General features: G+C 39.1%; 17 protein-coding genes, 4 tRNA genes and 1 pseudogene. 18 read left to right on the top strand and 4 right to left on the bottom strand.

Annotation, left to right across the window (positions count from 1 at the left end):
* Positions 1-2,295, bottom strand: a complete 2,295-nt coding sequence (gene pheT, locus EAL87_RS06550) for a phenylalanine--tRNA ligase subunit beta (protein WP_120913854.1) — start codon at positions 2,293-2,295, stop codon at positions 1-3.
* Positions 2,295-3,281: a phenylalanine--tRNA ligase subunit alpha gene (gene pheS, locus EAL87_RS06555; RefSeq protein WP_120913856.1), complete on the bottom strand. Its 987-nt coding sequence runs from the start codon at positions 3,279-3,281 to the stop codon at positions 2,295-2,297. Before pheS ends, pheT begins: the two co-directional genes overlap by 1 nt.
* A gap of 80 nt (positions 3,282-3,361) precedes the next feature.
* Here pheS and EAL87_RS06560 point away from each other — a divergent pair, with 80 nt between their 5' ends.
* The 12 genes from EAL87_RS06560 to EAL87_RS06620 all read left to right on the top strand — a co-directional run bounded on the left by EAL87_RS06560 (position 3,362) and on the right by EAL87_RS06620 (position 14,350).
* Entirely contained in the window at positions 3,362-3,676 is a 315-nt protein-coding gene (locus EAL87_RS06560) for a histidine triad nucleotide-binding protein (protein ID WP_001100349.1), read from the top strand.
* Between the two features lie 18 nt (positions 3,677-3,694).
* Complete coding sequence (locus tag EAL87_RS06565) at positions 3,695-5,017, top strand: aminotransferase class V-fold PLP-dependent enzyme (RefSeq protein ID WP_120913858.1); 1,323 nt, start codon at positions 3,695-3,697, stop codon at positions 5,015-5,017.
* Positions 5,018-5,042: 25 nt separating this feature from the next.
* On the top strand, positions 5,043-5,633 hold the full coding sequence (locus EAL87_RS06570) for a DUF3972 domain-containing protein (protein WP_120913860.1): 591 nt from the start codon (positions 5,043-5,045) through the stop codon (positions 5,631-5,633).
* Positions 5,634-5,733: 100 nt separating this feature from the next.
* Positions 5,734-8,124, top strand: coding sequence for a molybdopterin guanine dinucleotide-containing S/N-oxide reductase (locus EAL87_RS06575; protein WP_120913862.1), 2,391 nt, complete (start codon positions 5,734-5,736; stop codon positions 8,122-8,124).
* Between the two features lie 166 nt (positions 8,125-8,290).
* Entirely contained in the window at positions 8,291-8,779 is a 489-nt protein-coding gene (locus EAL87_RS06580) for a hypothetical protein (protein ID WP_120913864.1), read from the top strand.
* Between the two features lie 10 nt (positions 8,780-8,789).
* Entirely contained in the window at positions 8,790-10,316 is a 1,527-nt protein-coding gene (gene guaA / locus EAL87_RS06585; RefSeq protein ID WP_120913866.1) for a glutamine-hydrolyzing GMP synthase, read from the top strand.
* Positions 10,317-10,400: 84 nt separating this feature from the next.
* On the top strand, positions 10,401-11,150 hold the full coding sequence (hpaA2, locus tag EAL87_RS06590) for an HpaA2 protein (RefSeq protein ID WP_120913868.1): 750 nt from the start codon (positions 10,401-10,403) through the stop codon (positions 11,148-11,150).
* A gap of 184 nt (positions 11,151-11,334) precedes the next feature.
* Positions 11,335-11,412, top strand: a tRNA-Pro gene (locus tag EAL87_RS06595).
* A gap of 67 nt (positions 11,413-11,479) precedes the next feature.
* Positions 11,480-11,556: transfer RNA gene (locus tag EAL87_RS06600), tRNA-His, on the top strand.
* 59 nt (positions 11,557-11,615) lie between these two features.
* Positions 11,616-11,692: transfer RNA gene (locus tag EAL87_RS06605), tRNA-Arg, on the top strand.
* A gap of 17 nt (positions 11,693-11,709) precedes the next feature.
* Positions 11,710-11,786, top strand: a tRNA-Arg gene (locus EAL87_RS06610).
* Between the two features lie 743 nt (positions 11,787-12,529).
* Positions 12,530-14,350: a mechanosensitive ion channel family protein gene (locus tag EAL87_RS06620; RefSeq protein WP_240444243.1), complete on the top strand. Its 1,821-nt coding sequence runs from the start codon at positions 12,530-12,532 to the stop codon at positions 14,348-14,350.
* A 2-nt stretch (positions 14,351-14,352) separates the two neighbouring features.
* Here the strand turns inward: EAL87_RS06620 and cfaS are convergent, their stop codons facing one another.
* A complete protein-coding gene (gene cfaS, locus EAL87_RS06625) occupies positions 14,353-15,522 on the bottom strand; it encodes a cyclopropane fatty acid synthase (protein WP_053575442.1) in 1,170 nt (389 codons plus the stop codon).
* Between the two features lie 168 nt (positions 15,523-15,690).
* On the opposite strand from cfaS, the gene metG reads away from it, so the two are divergent.
* The 6 genes from metG to speA are packed head-to-tail and all read left to right on the top strand — an operon-like array spanning position 15,691 to position 22,911.
* Positions 15,691-17,622, top strand: a complete 1,932-nt coding sequence (gene metG / locus EAL87_RS06630) for a methionine--tRNA ligase (RefSeq protein ID WP_120913872.1) — start codon at positions 15,691-15,693, stop codon at positions 17,620-17,622.
* A complete protein-coding gene (locus tag EAL87_RS06635; RefSeq protein ID WP_120913874.1) occupies positions 17,623-18,642 on the top strand; it encodes a ferrochelatase in 1,020 nt (339 codons plus the stop codon).
* A gap of 3 nt (positions 18,643-18,645) precedes the next feature.
* Positions 18,646-19,431 carry a tRNA 5-methoxyuridine(34)/uridine 5-oxyacetic acid(34) synthase CmoB gene (cmoB, locus tag EAL87_RS06640; RefSeq protein WP_120913876.1) on the top strand — a complete coding sequence of 262 codons (786 nt, stop codon included), beginning with the start codon at positions 18,646-18,648 and terminating at the stop codon, positions 19,429-19,431.
* Between the two features lie 16 nt (positions 19,432-19,447).
* Positions 19,448-19,876, top strand: coding sequence for a hotdog domain-containing protein (locus EAL87_RS06645; RefSeq protein ID WP_001158316.1), 429 nt, complete (start codon positions 19,448-19,450; stop codon positions 19,874-19,876).
* A gap of 4 nt (positions 19,877-19,880) precedes the next feature.
* Positions 19,881-21,050: a glycosyltransferase family 4 protein gene (locus tag EAL87_RS06650; protein WP_120913878.1), complete on the top strand. Its 1,170-nt coding sequence runs from the start codon at positions 19,881-19,883 to the stop codon at positions 21,048-21,050.
* A 13-nt stretch (positions 21,051-21,063) separates the two neighbouring features.
* Positions 21,064-22,911 carry an arginine decarboxylase gene (gene speA, locus EAL87_RS06655; RefSeq protein WP_120913880.1) on the top strand — a complete coding sequence of 616 codons (1,848 nt, stop codon included), beginning with the start codon at positions 21,064-21,066 and terminating at the stop codon, positions 22,909-22,911.
* A gap of 115 nt (positions 22,912-23,026) precedes the next feature.
* Here speA and EAL87_RS08265 read toward each other — a convergent pair.
* Positions 23,027-23,816, bottom strand: a pseudogene (locus tag EAL87_RS08265) (hypothetical protein); the annotation flags it as partial.
* Positions 23,817-23,871 lie beyond the last annotated feature (55 nt).

Here is a 23,871-nt window from a genome sequence, read left to right on the forward strand (position 1 = left end):
TTATCCCTTAAGGCGGGCGTTAAATTCTTTTTCTAAAATTTCAAGCGCTTTTTGCACGGCTGAATTGACCTCTTCATCATTCAGGGTTTTTTCTAAAGAATGGATCACGCAACGCACGCTTAAGGCTATGGTGTTATCGCTTTCTTTAAAAATATCAAGGGGTAGAATCTCGCTTAAATTAGGGATTTGAGCGTCTTTTAGGGTTTTTTTAATTCCGCTAAAAGCGGTATCCTCATCAATGATGAGAGTCAAATCCCTCACACTGCTAGGGTAAATGCTAAAGGGTTTTAACAGCATGGCGGGGCGTTTGAGTTTAGAAGCGTCTATCTCAGCGTAATAGCTTTCAAACAAATCCAATTCCTGGATCACTTTGGGGTGGATTTTAGCGATTACGCCTATGATTTCATGATTTTGAATGATTTTAGCGCTCTGGTAGGGGTGGTTGATGGGGGTTTGAGCGTTTAGTTTTTCCAGGCTAAAATCCCCTATAACTTTTGAAACGCATTCAGCGAAAGAATAAAAATCCCAAGCCTTGCCTTTAGCGTCAGGGTAGCTTTCTTTTTTTTGTAAGCCGCTCGCTAAAAAGCCTAGTTTTTGGATCTCTTCTCTTTTAGCGTTATACACGCTCCCTTTTTCATAAAGGGCGATGCTTTTAAACCCTAAATTTTTATTCCTTAAACTAGCGTCTAAAAGCCCGCAAACAAGGCTCGTTCTTAGGGTGTTTAACTCCGTTGTGATAGGGTTTTGCAATTCTAGGGGATCTTCTAAAACTTCAAAGCCCAGTTTTTGTTGTTTTTCTTTAGAATAAAATACATAATGGACTACTTCTTTAAAACCGCAAGCGAGAGCCTTGTGTTTAAGGTTTTCAAAAAAGCGGTGCGTGTCATAATGGGGGTTTGAATTTTTACTGCTGACACAATGAAGAGGCTTTGAGACTAGATTATCAATCCCTACAAAGCGCAAGATTTCTTCAGCAATATCTTGGATCGTTTTAATGTCATGCCTGAAATTTGGTGCGATAACTTCTAAAGTTTGGGGTTTTGAGTTTGGCTCTTTTACGCTGACTTTAAAGCCTAAACTTTTTAAAATGCTTTGAATTTTTTCTGCCTCTACAACAAGCCCCAAAATTTCGGTAATGTCTTCAACTTTGAACATGAGAGCGCGATCCTTTAAAGAACGCTGGGTCTGTTTGCTTTCTAAAATCGCCACTTTTAAATGAGCGCTTAAAAAATTCAAGCCGTCTGATAAATTAGGGTTGCTCCCCCTAGCGCTCCTATAAATAAGGGCGTTGTCTTTTTGAAGCGTTTTATCTTTCAGGGCGTGTAATTTTAAAGACAGGCTAATAGGGTCAGTATAGCTCGCCTCTAAAAGCAAACACTCGCTCAAATCTTTTTGATCTTGATGCTTGATAGCGATAGTGGAGCGTTTTTGATGGTTGATATAAACGCTTTCAAGGTCGTTTTCATCGTTTTTCACGCTCAAATCAATAGAGGTTTTATTCAGGCTATAAGCGTTCATTACCACCCCACTAAAATGCATGCCAAATTCTATGAAATTCTTTAATTCGTTCTCACTCAAGGCATTGTTGTGAGCGAGCGAAAGCTTGACACTTAAAGGGGTTTTTAAAGAATGGTTGCAAACCAAATAATAAGCCAGATGCGATTCAATATTTTCACCCACACTAAGCGTGATCAGATCGCTTTTTGGCGTAAAGTTTAAAGCCTTGATAGGTTTTAGGGGCGTGCGATAAAAGGTGCTAATCTCTCTGGCAACGCCTAAAACGCTCAAGCAATCCCCACGATTGGGAGTCAATGAAATTTCTAAAACATGTGTGTTGAAAGGGGCGTATTCATTTAATTCCTTCCCCAAAACCAACTCCCCAACGCTCTCATCTAATTCCAAGATGCCATCATTGATTTTAGGGAATCCCAATTCGGTGCTAGAACAAATCATGCCACAGCTTTCAACCCCCCTAAGCTCCGTTTTAGCGATGGTGGTTGAGCCGATTAGCGCCCCGTTTAAAGCGACTGGCGCAAATTGGTTTGGCGCGGCATTTTTAGCCCCACACACGATTTGTAACACTTCCTTACCCACATCCACTTGACACACGCTGAGTTTTTCAGCGTTTTTATGAGAGGCTTTTTCTAAAACCTTACCCACAACCACATTTTTAGGGGCAACACAAGAAACACAGCTCTCCACTTCTAAACCTAAGCGACTCAAATCCTCACAGAGTTTGGCTATATCTTTAGGCGTATTGACAAAAACATTCAAATCATTGACGCTCAGTTTCATTAAAAGCTCTCCAACACTCTCAAATCAGTTTCAAAAAAACTGCGTAAATCATTGATTTGACAAGTCAGCATGGCTAATCTTTCAATCCCCATGCCAAAAGCAAACCCGCTCACATTCTCATACCCTATGGCTTCAAACACCGCATTATTGACCATGCCACAGCCCAACACTTCCAGCCAGCCTGTGTGCGAGCAAACCCTACAGCCTTCTTGCTTGCAAAACACGCAACTAATATCCACTTCAGCGCTTGGCTCTGTGAAAGGGAAAAAGCTAGAGCGCCACCTTAATTTCACGCTACCAAAGAAATAATGCAAAAAGTCTTCGATCACGCCCTTTAAGTGCGTGAAACGGATATTCCCTTTTTGATCCACGACAAGCCCTTCAATTTGATGGAACATGGGCGTGTGGGTCAAGTCATAGTCGCGCCTGAAGGTTTCGCCTAAACAAATCATTTTAATGGGTGGGGTTTGTTCTTGCATGGTGTGGATTTGCACGGGCGAAGTATGGGTCCTTAAAAGCTTGTGATCTTTAAAATAGAAAGTGTCTTGCATGTCTCTTGCAGGATGGTAAGGGGGCAAGTTTAAAGCGCTGAAATTATGGAAATCATCTTCCACTAAAGAGCCGATTTCAAGCTTGTATCCTAAAGGGGTAAAAAATTCAATGATCTTATTTTTAGTGTGGTTTAAAGGGTGAGAAGAGCTTGTTTTGATAGCGTTAAACAAACTCACATCAATTTTTTCTTTTTTCAAGCGTTCTTCTAATTCAAGCTCTAAAATAGCCTTTTTTTTCCATTCAAAGGCCTTTTCAAACGCTTGTTTATAATGGTGGATTTCTTTAGCAAAGGCGTTTTTTTCTTCGCCGTTTAGATTTTTGAGCTGGTTGAATTTATCCGCAAAAACCCCCTTTTTACCCAAAGCATTCAAGCGCGCTTCTTCTAACTCTTTGCTATTAGTAACCTTTTCTAATCGCTCTATTAAGGTGTGCAATAACGATCCTTATATTTTATTTTTAAAAAGCTATAATACAACTTTAATAAAAGAAAAACCTTAAAAGGGAGCAAAAAAGCATGAATGTGTTTGAAAAAATAATCCAAGGCGAAATCCCTTGTTCTAAGATTTTAGAAAACGAGCGTTTTTTATCCTTTTATGACATTAACCCTAAAGCTAAAGTGCATGCGTTAGTGATCCCTAAGCAAAGCATTCAGGATTTTAATGGAATCACCCCAGAGCTTATGGCGCAAATGACAAGTTTTATTTTTGAAGTGGTGGAAAAATTAGGCATCAAAGAGAAGGGTTACAAGCTTTTAACGAATGTGGGTAAAAACGCCGGGCAAGAGGTGATGCATTTGCATTTTCATATTTTAAGCGGGGATAAACATTAAAAGCGTTGGTGGTATTTCGTGCAAGCGTTTTTAAATAGGAGTTTCGCTCCCTTACTCAACCCTAATGAGAGCGTTTTAGAGCAAGTTAAATCCAGTATTATTTTAAAAAAAGGGGTGTCTTATTTTGATTGGGGGGCTTCAGGTTTAGCGAGCGCTTTAGTGGAAAAGCGCGTGAAATCCTTACTGCCTTATTACGCGAACGCTCATTCTGTCGCTTCTAAGCATGCGATTTTAATGGGCATGCTTTTAAAAGAGTGCCAAGAAAAGTTAAAGCGTTCTTTAAACTTAAGCGAAAATCATTGCGTTTTGAGCGCAGGGTATGGGGCGAGCTCAGCGATTAAGAAATTTCAAGAAATTTTAGGGGTGTGCATCCCTTCAAAAACGAAGAAAAATTTAGAGCCGTATTTGAAAGATATGGCTTTAAAGCGTGTGATTGTAGGGCCTTATGAGCATCATTCTAATGAAATTAGCTGGCGTGAAGGCTTGTGTGAAGTGGTGCGTATCCCTTTAAATGAACATGGCTTGTTGGATTTAGAAATTTTAGAGCAAACTTTAAAAAAATCTCCTAACAGCCTGGTTTCTATGAGCGCAGCTTCTAATGTAACGGGACTGCTTACGCCCTTAAAAGAAGTTTCATTGTTGTGTAAGAAATATCAGGCCGCTTTGGCTTTGGATTTAGCGAATTTTAGCGCGCATGCTAACCCTAAAGATTGCGAATACCAAACCGGTTTTTATGCGCCTCATAAGCTTTTAGGGGGCATTGGAGGGTGCGGTCTTTTAGGCATTTCTAAAGATTTGATTGACACGCAGATCGCCCCGAGTTTTAGCGCAGGGGGCGTGATCAAATACGCTAATCGCACACGGCATGAATTTATTGATGAATTGCCTTTGAGGGAGGAGTTTGGCACGCCAGGGTTGTTGCAATTTTACAGGAGCGCTTTAGCGTATCAATTGAGAGACGAATGCGGTTTGGATTTTATCTACAAGAAAGAAAACAACCTTTTAAGAGTACTCATGCATGGCTTAAAAGACTTGCCCGCTATTAACATCTATGGGAATTTAACAGCGCATCGGGTGGGGGTAGTGGCTTTTAATATTGGGGGGATTTCGCCCTATGATTTAGCGAGAGTTTTAAGCTATGAATACGCTATTGAAACCCGGGCAGGTTGCTCTTGCGCGGGGCCTTATGGGCATGATTTATTGAATCTTAACGTTCAAAAGTCAAGCGATTTCACTACTAAACCCGGATGGCTTAGAGTGAGTTTACACTTCACGCATTCCATAAACGATATTGATTATTTGCTGGACAGTTTGAAAAAAGCGGTTAAAAAATTGCGTTAAGCTAAAACTATTTTTAAGGAAAAATTTGGATATTTTAGATTTGAACAAAGCACAAGCGGTGCAACAAAATGAGCAAGAGGTAGGGGATAAAGAAAAAGAGTCTAAAGAGCCGGTGGTTTTAGAAGATTTGAGCGCTTTAGCATGGCTTGAATTAGAAGAATTTAGCCGCCTTTCAGGGCTTCCTAAAGAAAGGATCTTAGAATTAGTGAATCTTGGTAAAATCAAGAGCAAAATAAGCCACAACAAGCTTTTAATTGACGCGAGCAGCGGGACAAACGCTTTAATCAAAAAGGTAGAAAATAATTTGATTTCTATGGATATGAACGGGCGTTCTTTAGAGCCTGTGTTTGTGGAAAAGACCATTAACACGATTTTAAATTTGCATGATAAAGTCATTAGCGCTAAAGATGAAACGATTTCAGCCTTTAAAAATGAAAACATGTTTTTAAAAGACGCTTTAATCTCTATGCAAGAAGTCTATGAAGAAGATAAAAAAACCATTGATCTTTTGCGAGATGAACTCAATCAAGCGAGGGAAGAAATTGAATTTATGAAAAGGAAATACCGCTTGATGTGGGGGAAAGTCGCTGACATGAGCAGCGTGAATAAAAAGTAGTGAATTAGCATCAATGATGGGATTTTATTAGCGGTAATTTTAGGTGAATATGTGTTAGAATTTTAGGCGTTTTAACAGAATGCAAGCTTGAAGGAGAATCATGTCCATTCCACGCAGAAGTATCCTAACAAAAATCCCCATTGCGCTCGCTAGCGCTAATGTTTTAAAAGCTGTTGGTGTTTTTGAAAAAGTAGAATCCATTCCGCATGCAACGCATTTTGGCCCCTTTGTTGCAAAGGTTCAAAATGGAGTGGTTAAAGAGATTGTCCCCCAAAAGAGCGATTATAACCCTACCATGATGTTGAAGGCGATGATTGATAGGGTGTATTCAGATAGCAGGGTGAAGTATCCTTGCGTGCGTAAGAGCTTTTTAGAAAACAAGAAAAACCACAAAGAATTGCGCGGGAGGGAAGAGTTTGTGCGCGTGAGTTGGGATGTGGCTTTAGAATTAGTGGCTAAAAAGCTTAAAGAAATCCCTAAAGAAAACATTTATAACGCCAGTTATGGTGGCTGGGGGCATGCGGGCAGCTTGCACCGTTGCCATCATTTAGCGAAGCGCTTTTTTAACATGGCTTTAGGGGGGGCTATTGACACTGATGGGGGGTATAGCAATGGTGCAGCCGCAAGAATAAACCCTATGATTGTAGGGGATATGGAAGTCTATTCGCAACAAACCACGCATGAAGAGATGATTAAAAATTGTAAGGTGTATGTCATGTGGGGGGCGGATTTATTCAAATGCAACCGCATTGATTATTTTGTCCCAAACCATGTCAATGACAGCTACTACCCTAAGTATAAAAGAGCCGGTATTAAATTCATTAGCATCGATCCCATTTATACCGAAACCGCTCAAGCCTTTAGTGCTGAATGGATACCCATTCGCCCTAACACTGATGTGGCACTAATGCTAGGCATGATGCATTATCTTTATACAAGCAATCAATACGATAAAGAGTTTATCGCTAAATACACTGATGGTTTTGATAAATTTTTACCCTATTTGCTAGGAGAGAGCGATAATGCACCTAAGACTTTAGAATGGGCGTCTCAAATCACTGGAGTGAGTGCAGAAAAAATCAAAGAATTAGCGGATTTGTTTGTCTCTAAGCGCACTTTTTTAGCGGGTAATTGGGCCATGCAAAGAGCTCAGCATGGCGAGCAACCGGATTGGGCGTTAATTGTTTTAGCCAGCATGATTGGTCAAGTGGGCTTATCGGGTGGGGGCTTTGGCTTTTCTATGCATTATGGAGGAAACGCTCAAGCAAGTTCAGGGGCAAGAATTGTTCCTATGATTTCACAAGGGCATAATTCTGTAAAAAGCGCTATTCCAGCATCTAGAATTTCTGAAGCGATTTTAAATCCGGGTAAAGAAATTGACTTTATGGGTAAAAAACTCCAATTGCCTAAAATCAAAATGATCTATAATTGTGGGGCGGATTTATTAGGGCATGAAGCTGATACAAACGAACTCATTAACGCTTTAAGAACTCTAGATTGCGTGATCGTGCATGAGCCTTGGTGGACGCCTACAGCAAAATTTGCTGATATTGTCCTTGCTTCTACTAGTACTATGGAAAGAGATGATATTACTTTTGGGGGGAGCTATTCTAAGAATGTGATTTATGCCATGCGTAAGGTGGTAGAGCCTGTTTATGAATCCAAAGACGATTATGAGATTTTCAGGCAACTTGCTTTACGCATTGGGGGCAATGAAGCAGAGCAACGATTCACTGAATCTAAGAGTTACATGGAATGGATTAAGGGCCTTTATGAAAAAAGCGATGGCCCTACTTTGAAATCGTTTGATCAGTTTTGGAGGGATGGCTTTGTGGAGTTTGAAATCCCTGAAAATGCGAGAAAGTTTGTGCGTCATGCGAAATTCAGGCAAGACCCTATCGCTAACAAGCTAGATACAGAGAGCGGGAAAATTCAAATTTTTTCTCAAAAATGCGCGGATTTTAAACTGGCTGATTTTAAAGGGCATCCAACTTGGTTTGAGCCAGCTGAGTGGCTAGGCTCTAAAATGGCTGAGACTTATCCGTTCCATTTAATCTCTCCGCACCCAAAATACCGTGTCAATTCACAGCTTGATAACACCTGGGTTAGGAATGTGTATAAAATTCAAGGCAGAGAGCCTGTAATGATCAATGAGCTAGACGCTAATAAATTAGGCATTAGGCATGGTGAAATCGTGGAAGTGTTTAACGCTAGGGGGAGATTGTTAGCAGGGGCGTTTGTAACTAAGAATATCCGTCAAGGGGTTTTGAGTATCCAAAAAGGGGCGTGGTATGACCCAGAAGATGTGAGAGCTAGAAACCCACGATGCAATGCAGGGCATGTGAACACGCTCACTTCTTTGCGCCCCACAAGCAGCATGACACAAGCCATTTCAGCCAATACCGCCTTAGTTAATATCAGAAGACTTAGAAGGTATGAATTAGTCAAGCCCTATCATTCCATTTCAACACCAAGCATCATTGGAGCTTGAAAGGAGTGAAAATAAATACCACCATGAAAGCGTCTTTGTTTAAGAAAGATTTGACGACTCACCACATTAAAGCGTGGGCTAATTCTCAATCTTTATATTATAATACTTTCCTAATGCGTCATGCAGTCTATAATGATGCATTGATAATGAGTGAGGATGATAAAAAATGAGTGTGTTTCAAACGAGCTTGTGTGTGGGATTACTTTTTTTTGGAGAGATGTTATTGGGGGGTTCGCCTAAAGATTTTAAGGTTAAAGTGGATAAAAGTTTAGGCATGCCTTTTTTGAACGTGCTTTCTATGGCTTTTAAACAAGACATGAAAGAAGAGATCGTTTTTGTGATTACCAAAAGCAACAAATTGAGTAAAAAAGCGCTTTGTGATTTTGACGCTTTTTTGTTATCGGAGTCTTCAATGAGTAATATACCCACAAAAGCGCTATTCCATAAAGAGTTTTTATTCCAATCTAAAGAAAATAAAATACTCTATGTTTTTTCGCTGATTGATTCTCAGTATTGCTCAAAAGGTGGAAATTATTACAGGCGCAAGTTAGAAAGATTGGAGCGTTGGTTTGTCCAAAAAGCGCCTGAGTTAGCTGAAAGCCACAGAGTGGATTATAAGAGCCAGTATGATAAAACACAGACCCCACAAAAATAGAGAATGAGCGATGATTTTAGTATTAGATTTTGGGAGCCAATACACACAGCTGATTGCTAGAAGATTGAGAGAGAGCGGGATTTATGCAGAAATAGTCCCTTTTTTTGAAAGCGTAGAAAACATTCAAAAAAAAGCCCCTAAAGGTTTGATTTTGAGTGGGGGGCCAGCGAGCGTGTACGCTAAAGACGCTTACAAGCCTAACGAGAAAATCTTTGATTTGAATTTACCGATTTTGGGGATTTGCTACGGCATGCAGTATTTGGTGGATTTTTTTGGGGGGGTGGTGGCTTGTGCGAATGAGCAGGAATTTGGTAAGGCTGTTTTAGAAATCGCTCAAAATTCCGTGATTTTTGAAGGCGTGAAGATTAAAAGCCTTGTGTGGATGAGCCATATGGATAAAGTCATAGAACTGCCTAAAGGCTTTACTACCCTTGCAAAAAGCCCTAATTCCCCCCATTGTGCGATTGAAAACGGCAAGATTTTTGGCTTGCAATTCCACCCAGAAGTCGTTCAAAGCGAAGAAGGGGGTAAGATTTTAGAAAATTTTGCCCTTTTAGTTTGCGGCTGTGAAAAAACTTGGGGGATGCAGCATTTCGCTCAAAGAGAAGTTGCAAGGTTGAAAGAAAAAATTGCTAACGCTAAGGTTTTGTGCGCGGTGAGTGGGGGCGTGGATTCTACGGTGGTCGCTACGCTATTACACAGAGCCATTAAGGATAATTTGATCGCTGTTTTTGTGGATCATGGCTTGTTGCGTAAAAATGAAAAAGAAAGGGTGCAAGCGATGTTTAAAGACTTGCAAATCCCTTTAAACACAATAGACGCTAAAGAAATCTTTTTGTCTAAATTAAAGGGCGTGAGCGAGCCTGAATGGAAGCGAAAAATCATCGGCGAAACCTTTATTGAAGTGTTTGAAAAAGAAGCCAAAAAGCACCATTTAAAAGGCAAAATTGAATTTTTAGCCCAAGGCACTCTATACCCTGATGTGATTGAATCCGTGAGCGTTAAAGGGCCTTCAAAAGTGATCAAAACCCACCATAATGTGGGCGGACTGCCTGAATGGATGGATTTTGAACTCATAGAGCCTTTAAGGGAATTGTTTAAAGATGAGGTGCGATCGTTAGGTAAAGAATTAGGCGTTAGCCAGGATTTTTTAATGCGCCACCCCTTTCCAGGGCCTGGGCTTGCTGTAAGGATTTTAGGCGAAGTCAGCGAGAGTAAGATCAAATGCTTACAGGAAGCGGATTTTATTTTTATAGAGGAACTTAAAAAAGCCAATTTGTATGACAAGGTTTGGCAAGCTTTTTGCGTGCTGTTGAATGTCAATTCTGTGGGGGTTATGGGGGATAATCGCACTTATGAAAACGCTATTTGTTTGAGAGCGGTAAACGCGAGCGATGGCATGACGGCGAGCTTTTCATTTTTAGAGCATTCTTTTTTAGAAAAGGTTTCTAATCGTATCACTAATGAAGTGAATGGTATCAATAGGGTGGTGTATGATATTACCTCTAAACCACCAGGAACGATTGAATGGGAATGATTATCTTAAAAAATAGCACTAAAAGTGGGATTTTTTGGGTAAGATTAGGAATTGATTTTAAAGAAAAAGAAAGAAAGGAATTTAATGAAAAAAGGTAGTTTGGCAATCGTTTTAGGATCGTTACTAGTGAGTGGGGCGTTTTATACGGCTTTGGCTGATGGAATGCCTGCAAAGCAGCAGTACAATAACATGGGCGAGTCCGTGGATTTGCATTTCCACTATCCTATTAAGGGCAAACAAGAGCCTAAAAATAACCATTTGGTTGTCTTAATCGATCCTAAGATAGAGGCTAATAAAGTTATCCCTGAAAATTATCAAAAAGAGTTTGAGAAGTCTTTGTTCCTCCAACTGAGTAGTTTTTTAGAGAGAAAGGGCTATAGCGTTTCGCAATTTAAAGATGTTAGCGAAATCCCTCAAGACATCAAAGAAAAAGCGTTGCTCGTTTTACGCATGGACGGGAATGTGGCTATCTTAGAAGATATTGTAGAAGAAAGCGATGCACTTAGCGAAGAAAGAGTGATAGACATGTCTTCAGGGTATTTGAACTTGAATTTTGTTGAGCCAAAGAGTGAAGATATTATCCATAGTTTTGGTATTGATGTTTCAAAGATTAAGGCTGTGATTGAAAGAGTGGAATTGCGGCGCACCAATTCTGGAGGTTTTGTCCCCAAAACTTTTGTGCATAGGATTAAGGAAACCGACCATGATCAAGCCATTAGAAAAATCATGAACCAAGCCTATCATAAAGTGATGGTGCATATTACCAAAGAGTTAAGCAAAAAACACATGGAACATTATGAAAAAGTTTCTAGTGAAATGAAAAAACGAAAGTAGTTTTTAAGAAACGAAAAGCTCAAAAATCATTGAGAGCTGTTTTTAAAAAGTAGCTTTTTAAAAGGGTGGGGGAGTTGGAATTAATACAATTTTTGAGTTCCGCTTTTGATTTTAGCGGTATTTTTGAAAAATTACGCTCAAAAATTAGAAAATTTAGCTATAATAACGCTTCATGTGAAAATTTCGGGGCGTAGCGCAGTCTGGTTAGCGCACTTGGTTTGGGACCAAGGGGTCGAAGGTTCGAATCCTTTCGCCCCGACCACTTTTTTGCATAATTTATTGTTCTGTTTAAAATTCTTTGGTAGAATATCGCTTTCTTTCATTGAATGGTGGGAGTAGCTCAGTCGGTTAGAGCATCAGATTGTGGTCCTGAGGGTCGTGGGTTCAATTCCCATCTTCCACCCCATCTTATAAATAAGCGTTTTACCAAGTTTTATGTTAGTCATTCCTTTATTTGAATTGTAAGCGTTCGTAGCTCAATTGGATAGAGCACCAGACTTCGGATCTGGGGGTTAGGGGTTCGACTCCCTTCGGGCGCACCACCTAACGCCAGTATCATGCGCTTGTAGCTCAGCTGGATAGAGCAACAGCCTTCTAAGCCGTAGGTCGCAGGTTCGAGTCCTGCCAAGCGCACCACTTTTGACATTCTTTAAAGAGGAGTTATGGATTCTTTAGAGTGGGGATTACTCATTTTCTTGATTCTTGTTTTTCTTGTAGGCATAGGATACTATGTTTTTATGGTTTTTTCTTCTAAAGATTGATGATAAAATTTCTTTTAACACTTGTTTTAGCCCTTTTGAAGCCTAAAAGCGTTTTTAAAAACTAAAACTATAAGAAAAGTGAGAATGGATCACCATTTTCGCCCCATAGCCCAATTACAATAGATAGGATTGAACTCTCTAAGTGTGAATCTTACACGAAAACATTAATAAAAGCGGTTACAAAAATCCAAAAAATGAGAGACATGTAAGAATAAAAGATATGCACATTATTCATGACTTCATTGCACCGGATAGGGAAAGCTTTTTGACTACGACCTATCCTTGAAATCCTACTATAAAAATATTAAATAAAGCAAGATTTGTTAAAAATTAAGGCTTTGTTTTTAATTGAGTCTTGATCGTAAAATGTAAAAATACTCAAAGCCATCAAGCAATATAGCGATCTGAAAAAGAGGCTCATAATTGAGCTAAAGCCCGCTTTTTAGGGATAAATAAAAAGCGTTTTCAAATTGCATGGGTAACTTTATGGGGCGAAGCGTTTCTAATTTTTGGTATAATCGCTAGAAATTGTGAGAAAAATTTTATCTTGTTTGAGTGGGGTTTCGCATGCGTTTATTATTGTGGTGGGTATTGGTATTATCGCTCTTTTTAAATCCTTTGAGAGCGGTTGAAGAGCATGAAACAGATGCGGTGGATTTGTTTTTGATTTTCAATCAAATCAACCAGCTCAATCAAGTCATTGAAACTTACAAAAAAAACCCTGAAAGAAGCGCTGAAGTCTCTCTGTATAACACCCAAAAGAATGATTTGATTAAAAGTTTGACTTCTAAAGTGTTGAATGAAAGGGATAAGATCGGCATTGATATCAATCAAAATTTAAAAGAGCAAGAGAAAATCAAAAAGCGTTTGTCTAAAAGCATTAAAGGCGATGATTTCTACACTTTCATGAAAGACCGATTGTCTTTAGATATTTTGTTGATAGATGAGATTTTGTATCGTTTTATAGATAAAATCAGGAGCAGTATTGATATTTTTAGCGAACAAAAAGATGTGGAAAGTATCAGCGATTCTTTCCTTTTGCGTTTAGGGCAATTCAAACTCTACACTTTTCCTAAAAATTTAGACAATGTCAAAATGCATGAATTAGAGCAGATGTTTAGCGATTATGAATTGCGTTTGAACACTTATACTGAAGTCTTGCGTTACATCAAAAACCACCCTAAAGAAGTGCTTCCTAAAAACTTGATCATGGAAGTGAATATGGATTTTGTGTTAAACAAAATCAGCAAGGTCTTGCCTTTCACAACCCATAGCTTGCAAGTGAGTAAGATTGTACTTGCTTTAACGATTTTAGCCTTATTGCTGGGTTTAAGGCAGTTGATCACTTGGCTTTTAGCCAAATTCTTGGATTGGATTTTTGAAATCATGCAACGCAATAAAAAAATGCATGTCAATGTGCAAAAGAGCATTGTTTCGCCCGTTTCTGTCTTTTTAGCGTTATTTAGTTGCGATGTGGCTTTAGATATTTTCTACTACCCTAACGCATCACCCCCTAAAGTTTCTATGTGGGTGGGCGCGGCGTATATCATGCTTTTAGCATGGTTAGTGATAGCGCTTTTTAAAGGCTATGGGGAAGCGTTAGTTACGAATATGGCTACCAAAAGCACGCACAATTTTAGAAAAGAAGTGATCAACTTGATCTTAAAAGTCGTGTATTTTTTGATTTTTATCGTCGCGCTTTTAGGGGTTTTGAAACAACTAGGGTTTAACGTTTCAGCCATCATCGCTTCTTTAGGGATTGGGGGGTTAGCGGTGGCTTTGGCGGTTAAAGATGTGTTGGCAAATTTTTTTGCTTCGGTCATTTTATTATTAGACAATTCGTTTTCTCAAGGGGATTGGATCGTGTGCGGTGAAGTGGAGGGTACGGTGGTGGAAATGGGGTTAAGGCGCACCACGATCAGAGCCTTTGACAACGCTCTTTTGTCCGTGCCTAATTCGGAATTAGCCGGAAAACCCATCAGGAATTGGAGCCGTCGTAAAGTGGGAAGGCGTATTAAAATGGAAATAGGCTTAACTTATAGCTCCAGCCAAAGCGCTTTACAGCTTTGCGTGAAAGACATTAAAGAAATGCTAGAAAACCACCCTAAAATCGCTAACGGGGACGATAGTGCTTTGCAAAGTGCGAGCGATTACCGCTACATGTTTAAAAAAGATATTGTTTCTATTGATGATTTTTTAGGGTATAAAAACAATTTGTTTGTCTTTTTAGATCAGTTTGCGGACAGCTCTATCAATATTTTAGTGTATTGCTTTTCTAAGACAGTGGTTTGGGAAGAGTGGCTAGAAGTCAAAGAAGACGTGATGTTAAAAATCATGGGGATTGTAGAAAAGCACCATTTGAGTTTTGCTTTCCCATCACAGAGTTTGTATGTGGAGAGTTTGCCAGAAGTTAGCCTGAAAGAAGGGGCTAAAATCTAAAATTATTGGTAGATGTATTCTTTGGTTAAGGGGAAAGTGTTATCCACGCTGTTGGTTAAAAGCAATTGGAATAAATCCGCGCTCCCTACCCTAAAGGCGGATGCGCAAGTCCTTAAATACAGATCCCACATGCGGATAAAGCGTTCGTCATAGCCGAGTCTTTTCACTTTATCTAGATTGTGGTTGAAGTTGTCTCGCCAAATGTCTAAAGTCTTAGCGTAATGGATGCGCAAGCTTTCAGCCATGAGCAAGTGGAAGTCGCATTCGCTCATCACGCTCATCACTTCTCTTAAAGAGGGCAAATAACCACCTGGAAAAATGTATTTATCCACCCATGCGTTAGTCTTGCCTTCAAAACAGCACAAAATGGAGTGGAGCAAAAACATCCCGCCCGTTTTCAACACTTCTTTAACTTTTTTGAAATAAAAAGGTAAATTATCTTTACCCACATGTTCAAACATGCCTACGCTCACCACTTTATCAAAGCGGTACAACCGCCCGTCTAAATCCTGGTAATTCAATAATTTGATCGTTACTTTATCCTCTAACCCTAGCTCTTGGACTCGTTTGTTGGCCTGTTTGTATTGCTCGCTAGAAATGGTGATCCCCATCACTTCCGCCCCGTATTCTTGTGCAGCTTTTACAGAGAGATAGCCCCAACCACAGCCTATATCTAGCAGTTTTTCGCCAGGTTTTAGGTGGAGCTTTTTTAAAGTGTGATCTAATTTTTGGAGCTGGGCGGCATGGAGGGTGTCATCGTCTTTTTTGAAATACGCGCATGAATAGCTTAAGGTTTCATCCAGCCAGATAGAATAAAAGTCATTCCCTAGATCGTAATGTTTAGAAATGTTGGAGCTTTCTTTGATGGGTTTTTGGATAGCTTTAGCGTTATCATGTTTGTGCAAATGCTCATAATTGGTTTGCAAATACAAAGAATGCATCACCTCATCCATAGAGCCTTCAATATCAATCACGCCGTCCATATAAGCTTCAGCGATCGTCAAAGACATGTCTTTTTTAATATCGCTAAATTTCAGGGGGCGATGGATTTTAAGGGTGAATTTAGGCGAATGTTCGCCATTCCTATAAACGCTATTGTCCCAAAAAACGACCTGATAATCGCCGTTTTTCCACTGCTTGAACATGCTTTTGAGCAAAAATTTTGAAATCATCTGTAATTCCTTGAACTCATTTTTCAATTTTTTGAGCGTTAATTATAATGCATTTTAAGCCAAAAACACCCCACAAATAAGCATAAATTCAACCTCTATTCTCTAAATTTTTAAAAGCATGTTAAAATTAAGAGATTTAAACAAATTTAAGGTAACACGATTATAAAGATGCAAAAATCACTGATCACAACCCCCATTTATTATGTGAATGACATTCCCCATATTGGCCATGCTTATACGACTTTGATTGCAGATACTTTAAAGAAGTATTACACCCTTCAAGGCGAAGAAGTCTTTTTTTTAACCGGCACCGATGAGCATGGGCAAAAGATCGAACAAAGCGCGAGATTGAGAAATCAAAGCCCTAAAGCTTACGCCGATAGCATTAGCGCGATTTTTAAAGACCAGTGGGATTTTTTCAATTTAGATTATGATGGTTTTATCCGCACCACAGACAGCGAGCATCAAAAATGCGTGCAAAACGCCTTTGAAATCATGTTTGAAAAAGGGGATATTTATAAAGGCACTTATAGCGGGTATTATTGCGTGAGCTGTGAGAGTTATTGCGCGATTTCTAAAGCGGACAATACGAGTGATAAAGTCTTATGCCCTGATTGCTTGAGAGAGACCACGCTTTTAGAAGAAGAGAGCTATTTTTTTAGGTTGAGCGCGTATGAGAAGCCTTTATTGGAATTTTATGCTAAAAATCCTGAAGCGATTTTGCCTATTTATCGTAAAAATGAGGTAACTTCTTTTATTGAGCAGGGTTTATTGGATCTGTCTATCACGCGCACGAGCTTTGAATGGGGCATTCCTTTGCCTAAAAAAATGAACGATCCTAAACATGTGGTGTATGTTTGGCTAGACGCTTTATTGAATTATGCGAGCGCGTTAGGGTATTTGAATGATTTAGACAATAAAATGGCGTATTTTGAGTGTGCTAGGCACATTGTGGGTAAGGATATTTTACGCTTCCATGCCATTTATTGGCCGGCTTTTTTGATGAGTTTGAATCTGCCCCTATTCAAACAGCTTTGCGTGCATGGGTGGTGGACGATAGAGGGCGTGAAAATGAGTAAAAGCTTGGGTAATGTTTTAGACGCTCAAAAGCTCGCTATGGAGTATGGGATTGAAGAATTGCGTTATTTTTTATTGCGTGAAGTGCCTTTTGGGCAAGATGGGGATTTTTCTAAAAAAGCGTTAGTAGAAAGGATTAACGCGAATTTGAACAACGATTTGGGGAATTTGTTGAATCGTTTGCTAGGCATGGCTAAAAAATATTTCAATTATTCTCTAAAAAGCGCCAAAATCACCGCTTATTATTCTAAAGAGCTAGAAAAAGCGCATCAAATCTTAGACAACGCCAATTCTTTTGTGCCTAAAATGCAATTGCATAAAGCTTTAGAAGAATTGTTTAACATTTATGATTTTTTAAACAAACTCATCGCTAAAGAAGAGCCGTGGGTTTTGCACAAAAACAACGAATCAGAAAAACTAGAAGCCTTATTGAGTTTGATTGCAAACGCGCTTTTACAATCAAGCTTTTTGCTTTATGCGTTCATGCCAAAGAGCGCTATGAAATTAGCGAGCGCTTTTCATGCAGAAATCACGCCCGATAATTACGAACGCTTTTTTAAAGCTAAAAAATTACAAGATATGATTTTACAAGACACCGAGCCTTTATTTTCCAAAATGGAGAAAGTGGAGGAAACAACCCCAGCCAAAAAAGAAGAAGAAAAAAAGCCAGAAGAAAAAGCCCAGCCACAACAAGAAAACTACATCAGCATTGAGGATTTCAAAAAAGTAGAGATTAAAGTGGGGCTTATCAAAGAAGCTCAAAGGATTGAAAAATCCAATAAATTACTGCGCTTGAAAGTGGATTTAGGCGAAGGTCGTTTGAGGCAGATTATTTCAGGGATCGCTTTGGATTATGAGCCTGAAAATTTAATCGGTCAAATGGTGTGCGTGGTGGCTAATTTAAAACCCGCCAAGCTTATGGGTGAAATGAGTGAGGGCATGATTTTAGCGGTGCGAGATAGCGATAATCTGGCTTTAATCAGCCCCACTAAAGAAAAAATTGCAGGAAGTTTGATCAGCTAAATGCGATTAGGGGTGAATGAAGCCGTAGAATTGAGTTTGGGCGAATTGCAAAACACGCCCTCAATCAGCTATTTTAATTCCATTGTTTTGTCTTTAAACAAAGTCCAAAAAGGCTCTTTATTTGTCGCTAAAGATCACACACTCATTCCTAAAGCCTTAGAGTTAGGGGCTTATGGGATTTTATACACAGGAGAGTATCCTTTAAGCGATAAGGATGTGGCATGGATCAAGCTTAAAGATATAGAGCATTCTTTGAATCATTTGTTTAAATTTTGCTTACTGAATGAGCGTGTGGTCGGGGTGCTGTTAAGCCCTATAGAATTAGAGATCGCTTCTAAAATCATCGTGAGCGGTTTTGCGTGGTGCTTGAAAGAGAGCCTTGAAGATTTGTTCATTTTGGAGGGGTGTAAAATAGCCTTTTTTGATAAATTGGAGTGGCTCCATTTGTTTTATAAGCAAGAGCGCTTGAGAGAAGATTTAAAGGAAGATTTGAAAGAAAGCCGTTTAATCATTCTCAACCAATCCTTTTTTTGCAACGCTTTAGTCTATGAAAAACAAGAATACGAATTAAAAATGCCATGCATCTTTTTAGAGCCTTTAAAAAGGGTCATTCAATTGTGCGAGAAATTACAAATTGCGTTTGATTTGAATCTTTTGGGCAAAAAAGAATACCCTTTAGATCATTGCAAACCCTTTTTTGTGAATAAAAATTTAGAAATAGCCCCCTATGGCGCAACGGCAAGGGTGGTTGTCGCTGAGACTTCAAAAGAATTGTTTGAAATGATGCTTCAAAAAGCCCTTGAGACTTTATCGTGGGGGAAAATTGTCGTGTTTTGTCGTAAAAACAGCGCGGCTTTCTTTAAAAAAACCAACCCTTATTTTTACACCACCCAAAACAACCTAAAAGAGCAATTAAAAAATTTAGCGTTTAATTTCGCTTTTATTCATGGGATTAGCTCCCATCATTTAGAGTCCCTTCTAAACCCCCCCCTTTTTAAAAAAACCCCTACGCTATGGTAAGTCATGCTCATTTGTAACGATAAAATTAATCCAAAAACCCTTTTAGAAGAAATCATGGCGTTAAGGCCATGGCGTAAAGGCCCTTTTGAAATTTCTCAAATTAAGATTGATAGCGAATGGGATAGCTCTATTAAATGGGATCTAGTCAAAAACGCCACTCCTTTAAAAGATAAGGTTGTGGCTGATGTGGGTTGCAATAACGGCTATTACTTGTTTAAAATGCTAGAACATGGGCCTAAAAGTTTGGTGGGGTTTGATCCGGGCGTTTTAGTCAAAAAACAATTTGAATTTTTAGCCCCCTTTTTTGATAAAGAAAAAAAGATCATTTATGAGTCTTTAGGGGTAGAGGGTTTGCATGAAAAATACCCTAACGCTTTTGATGTCATTTTTTGCTTAGGAGTGCTATACCACAGAAAAAGCCCGCTAGAGGCTTTAAAAGCCTTGTATCATGCTTTAAAGACAGGAGGAGAGTTGGTGTTGGATACCTTAATCATTGATTCGCCCCTAGACATCGCCCTTTGCCCTAAAAAAACTTATGCTAAAATGAAAAATGTTTATTTTATCCCTAGCGTTAGCGCTTTAAAAGGGTGGTGCGAAAGGGTAGGGTTTGAAAATTTTGAGATTCTTAGCGTTTTAAAGACCACGCCTAAAGAACAGCGTAAAACGGATTTTATTTTGGGGCAGAGTTTAGAAGATTTTTTGGATAAAACAGATTCCTCTAAAACTTTAGAGGGATATGACGCTCCTTTAAGAGGGTATTTTAAAATGCTTAAACCAAGCAAGCGTTAAATAAAGGATTAAGATAGTGCAAGAATCAGTCGTTCGTGTGGATTATGACTCTTTAGAGACTTGTAAGAATTTCAAACCAAGCGTTGGCACTGAACTAGTCGTTTTAGAAAAAGATATAGCCCATGCGCGTTTCAAGGGCAATGAAAGCATGGTGTATGAAGAAAATTTTGTGCATGCTGGGTTTGTGCTTATTGCGTGCAATTATGCGGCCTTGTGCGCGTTGAATAAAAGACACAGTGTAGTAGTTTCTAATAACATTAATTTTTATGCTCCCTTAGAATTGAATCAAGAAGCGCTCATTAAAGCGCAAGTCATTCAAGATGGCGTGAAAAAAGCTGAAATAAAAATAGAGGCGTTTGTGTTAGACATTCAGGTTTTAGAGGGAATGATAGAAATCGTGGTGTTTGATAAAAAGCCTTTTAAATTCAATTTTAAAGAAGAGTAGTTAAATGGTTATTGTTTTAGTCGTGGATAGCTTTAAAGACACCAGTAATGGCACTTCTATGACGGCGTTTCGTTTCTTTGAAGCGCTGAAAAAAAGAGGGCATGTGATGAGAGTGGTTGCCCCTCATGTGGATAATTTAGGGAGTGAAGAAGAAGGGTATTACAACCTTAAAGAGCGCTATATCCCCCTAGTTACAGAAATTTCACACAAACAACACATTCTTTTTGCTAAACCGGATAAAAAAATTTTAAGGAAGGCTTTTAAGGGAGCGGATATGATCCATACTTATTTGCCTTTTTTGCTAGAAAAAACAGCCGTAAAAATCGCGCGAGAAATGCAAGTGCCTTATATTGGCTCTTTCCATTTACAGCCAGAGCATATTTCTTATAACATGAAATTGGGGCAATTTTCTTGGTTTAACATGATGCTTTTTTCGTGGTTTAAATCTTCGCATTACCGCTATACCCACCATATCCATTGCCCGTCAAAATTCATTGTAGAAGAATTAGAAAAATACAACTATGGAGGGAAAAAATACGCTATCTCTAACGGCTTTGATCCCATGTTTAAATTTGAACACCCGCAAAAAAGCCTTTTTGACACCACGCCCTTTAAAATCGCTATGGTAGGGCGCTATTCTAATGAAAAAAATCAAAGCGTTCTCATTAAAGCGGTTGCTTTAAGCCGATACAAACAAGACATTGTATTATTGCTCAAAGGCAAAGGGCCTGATGAAAAAAAAATCAAACTTCTAGCCCAAAAACTAGGCGTAAAAACGGAGTTTGGGTTCGTCAATTCCAATGAATTGTTAGAGATTTTAAAAACTTGCACCCTTTATGTGCACACAGCCAATGTGGAAAGCGAAGCGATTGCGTGTTTGGAAGCCATTAGCGTGGGGATTGTGCCTGTTATCGCTAATAGCCCTTTAAGCGCGACCAGACAATTCGCGCTAGATGAACGATCATTATTTGAGCCCAATAACGCTAAAGATTTGAGCGCTAAAATAGACTGGTGGTTAGAAAACAAGCTTGAAAGAGAAAGGATGCAAAACGAATACGCTAAAAGCGCTTTAAATTACACTTTAGAAAATTCAGTCATTCAAATTGAAAAAGTTTATGAAGAAGCGATCAGAGATTTTAAAAATAACCCCCATCTCTTTAAAACCTTATCGTAATAAAGGATAAAAAATGCAAGAAGTCCATGATTATGGGATTAATTTTTGGAGCAATAACGAATTTAAGATAGAAAAAGGCTTGGTTAAAGTTTGTCATGGCAAAAACCCCTCGCTTTTAGAAATCGTTCAAAGCGTGCGCGATAAGGGCTATAGAGGGCCTTTGTTGGTGCGATTCCCCCATTTGGTACAAAAACAAATCAAAAGCCTGTTTGATGCGTTTTCTTCAGCGATTAAAGAATATCAATACAGCGGGGCTTTTAAGGCGGTTTTCCCTTTAAAGGTCAATCAAATGCCCTCGTTTGTTTTGCCTTTAGTGCAAGGGGCTAAGGGCTTGGATTATGGTTTAGAGGCTGGGAGTAAATCCGAACTTATCATTGCGATGAGTTACACGAACCCTACAGCCCCTATCACCGTGAATGGCTTTAAAGACAAAGAAATGATTGAACTTGGCTTTATCGCTAAAAGCATGCAGCATGAAATCACTTTAACGATTGAGGGTTTGAATGAGTTGAAAACCATTATCGCCGTGGCTAAACAAAACGATTTTGTAGCATGCCCTAAAATTGGCATTCGCATCCGTTTGCACAGCACTGGCACTGGCGTTTGGGCAAAGAGTGGGGGGATCAATTCTAAATTTGGTCTTAGCAGCACTGAAGTGTTAGAAGCGATGCGCCTTTTAGAAGAAAACGACTTACTAGAGCATTTCCACATGATACATTTCCACATAGGCTCTCAAATCAGCGATATTTCGCCCTTAAAAAAGGCCTTAAGAGAAGCGGGTAACTTGTATGCAGAATTGCGTAAAATGGGCGCTAAAAATCTTAATAGCGTGAATATTGGAGGGGGGTTAGCCGTAGAATACACCCAACACAAACACCACCAAGACAAGAACTACACTTTAGAAGAATTCAGCGCTGATGTGGTGTTTTTATTGAGGGAAATTGTGAAAAATAAGCAAGAAATAGAGCCGGATATTTTCATTGAATCAGGCCGTTATATTTCCGCTAACCATGCCGTTTTAGTGGCCCCGGTGTTAGAATTGTTTTCGCATGAATACAATGAAAAATCCCTAAAAATCAAAGAAAATAATAACCCCCCTTTGATTGATGAAATGCTAGACTTGCTCGCTAATATCAATGAAAAAAACGCCATTGAATACTTGCATGACAGCTTTGATCACACCGAGTCGTTATTCACGCTTTTTGATTTGGGCTATATTGATTTGATTGACAGGAGCAATACTGAAGTTTTAGCCCATTTGATCGTTAAAAAAGCGGTGCAATTGCTTTATGTTAAGGATCACAACGATATTTTACGCATTCAAGAGCAGGTCCAAGAGCGCTATTTATTGAATTGCTCGTTTTTCCAAAGCTTGCCGGATTATTGGGGTTTGAGACAGAATTTCCCGGTCATGCCCTTGAATAAATTAGATGAAAAGCCCACTAGGAGCGCGAGCTTGTGGGATATTACTTGCGATAGCGATGGGGAAATCGCTTTTGATTCCACGAAGCCCTTGTTTTTGCATGATATAGACATAGATGAAGAAGAATACTTTCTAGCGTTCTTTTTAGTGGGAGCGTATCAAGAAGTTTTAGGCATGAAACACAATTTATTCACGCACCCTACGGAATTTAGCGTGGTTTTTGATGAAAAAGGCGATTATGAAGTGGAAGATATTTGCGAAGCCCAAACGATTTTAGACGTGCTAGACGATTTAGACTATGACACTAAAGAAATTGAGCGCCTTTTAAAACAAAAAATTGAAGACAACAACCAACTGGACATGGAAGAAAAGAAAGAAATCATGGGGCGCTTGTATGTCATGCTGAGCGAAAATGGGTATTTGCGCACGATTTCTTAAAAGAACGCTATAAATGGATTATAGCTAAAATAAACAAGCAAGAAACACGATTAAATAAGAGAATAAAAGAGAAAGAAAAGAGATTAAAAAAAAAGGAGACCCCCAAAAGGGGGGTTTATTCTAAATTTTCAACCTCTCCCTCGTTTTCAGGCTTAATCACATTACCCTCATCATCATAATCCTCATCTCGTAATCCATAAGATCAAAGATTATCGGCTAATAAATTAGCAGTTAAATCTCCGCATGTTAAATCGTATTTATTGATACCGCCATCGCATAAGAGTTGTGCAACGAATTTCGCCTCTTTTTTGTTTTTAGGTAAAAACCTCTCCCACTCCTCCAAAGTAACACCGCTACTCTTACCATCAGGTCTTGTTAAGTTTTTAGCATAGGTTTCTATCACTTTACAGAATAGAGTAACATCGCCGACTTGCATATCATCAAAAGTATCAAAGAAACAATTTTCAGTGTCCCTATTTTCAATCATAGCATTCCACTCCGCATCGCTATGGTGCTTTAAATCAGCCATAAAAGAGAGCATGCACGATAATTAAACTCGCTTGAAACCCATTACCACCATAAGTCATAGGGGAAAACAACACGCCAAGTCTTTTATTCCTTTTTTCGTTAGAATAAAACTCCGCCAGAGTGAGAAATCCTCCCTCGTTTTCATCAGCGAAATCAAAGTCCAACTTGAAACGACTTTCTTTCTCTTTATGAGTTGAAGTCCTTTCCTTGACACTCGGTCCGCTCGTTACAACCTTAATCCCTTTTAACAAGTCATCTCCACTTTTTTCAGCGTGGGTTTTAGCGACTTCGTTTAAAGGGACTTCCTTAAACCATTTTAAGAACTTTTCGCTATTGAAAGCGTATGAGGCTTCGTTGCCTTTTTGGCTCCTTTCGGTCGTTCAATGTTTTTTTAGTGTTTTTTATCTTTTTGGCATGGCTTGTTCCTCCTTG

It is taken from the genome of Helicobacter pylori (assembly GCF_003636935.1).
Lineage (GTDB): Bacteria > Campylobacterota > Campylobacteria > Campylobacterales > Helicobacteraceae > Helicobacter > Helicobacter pylori_CH.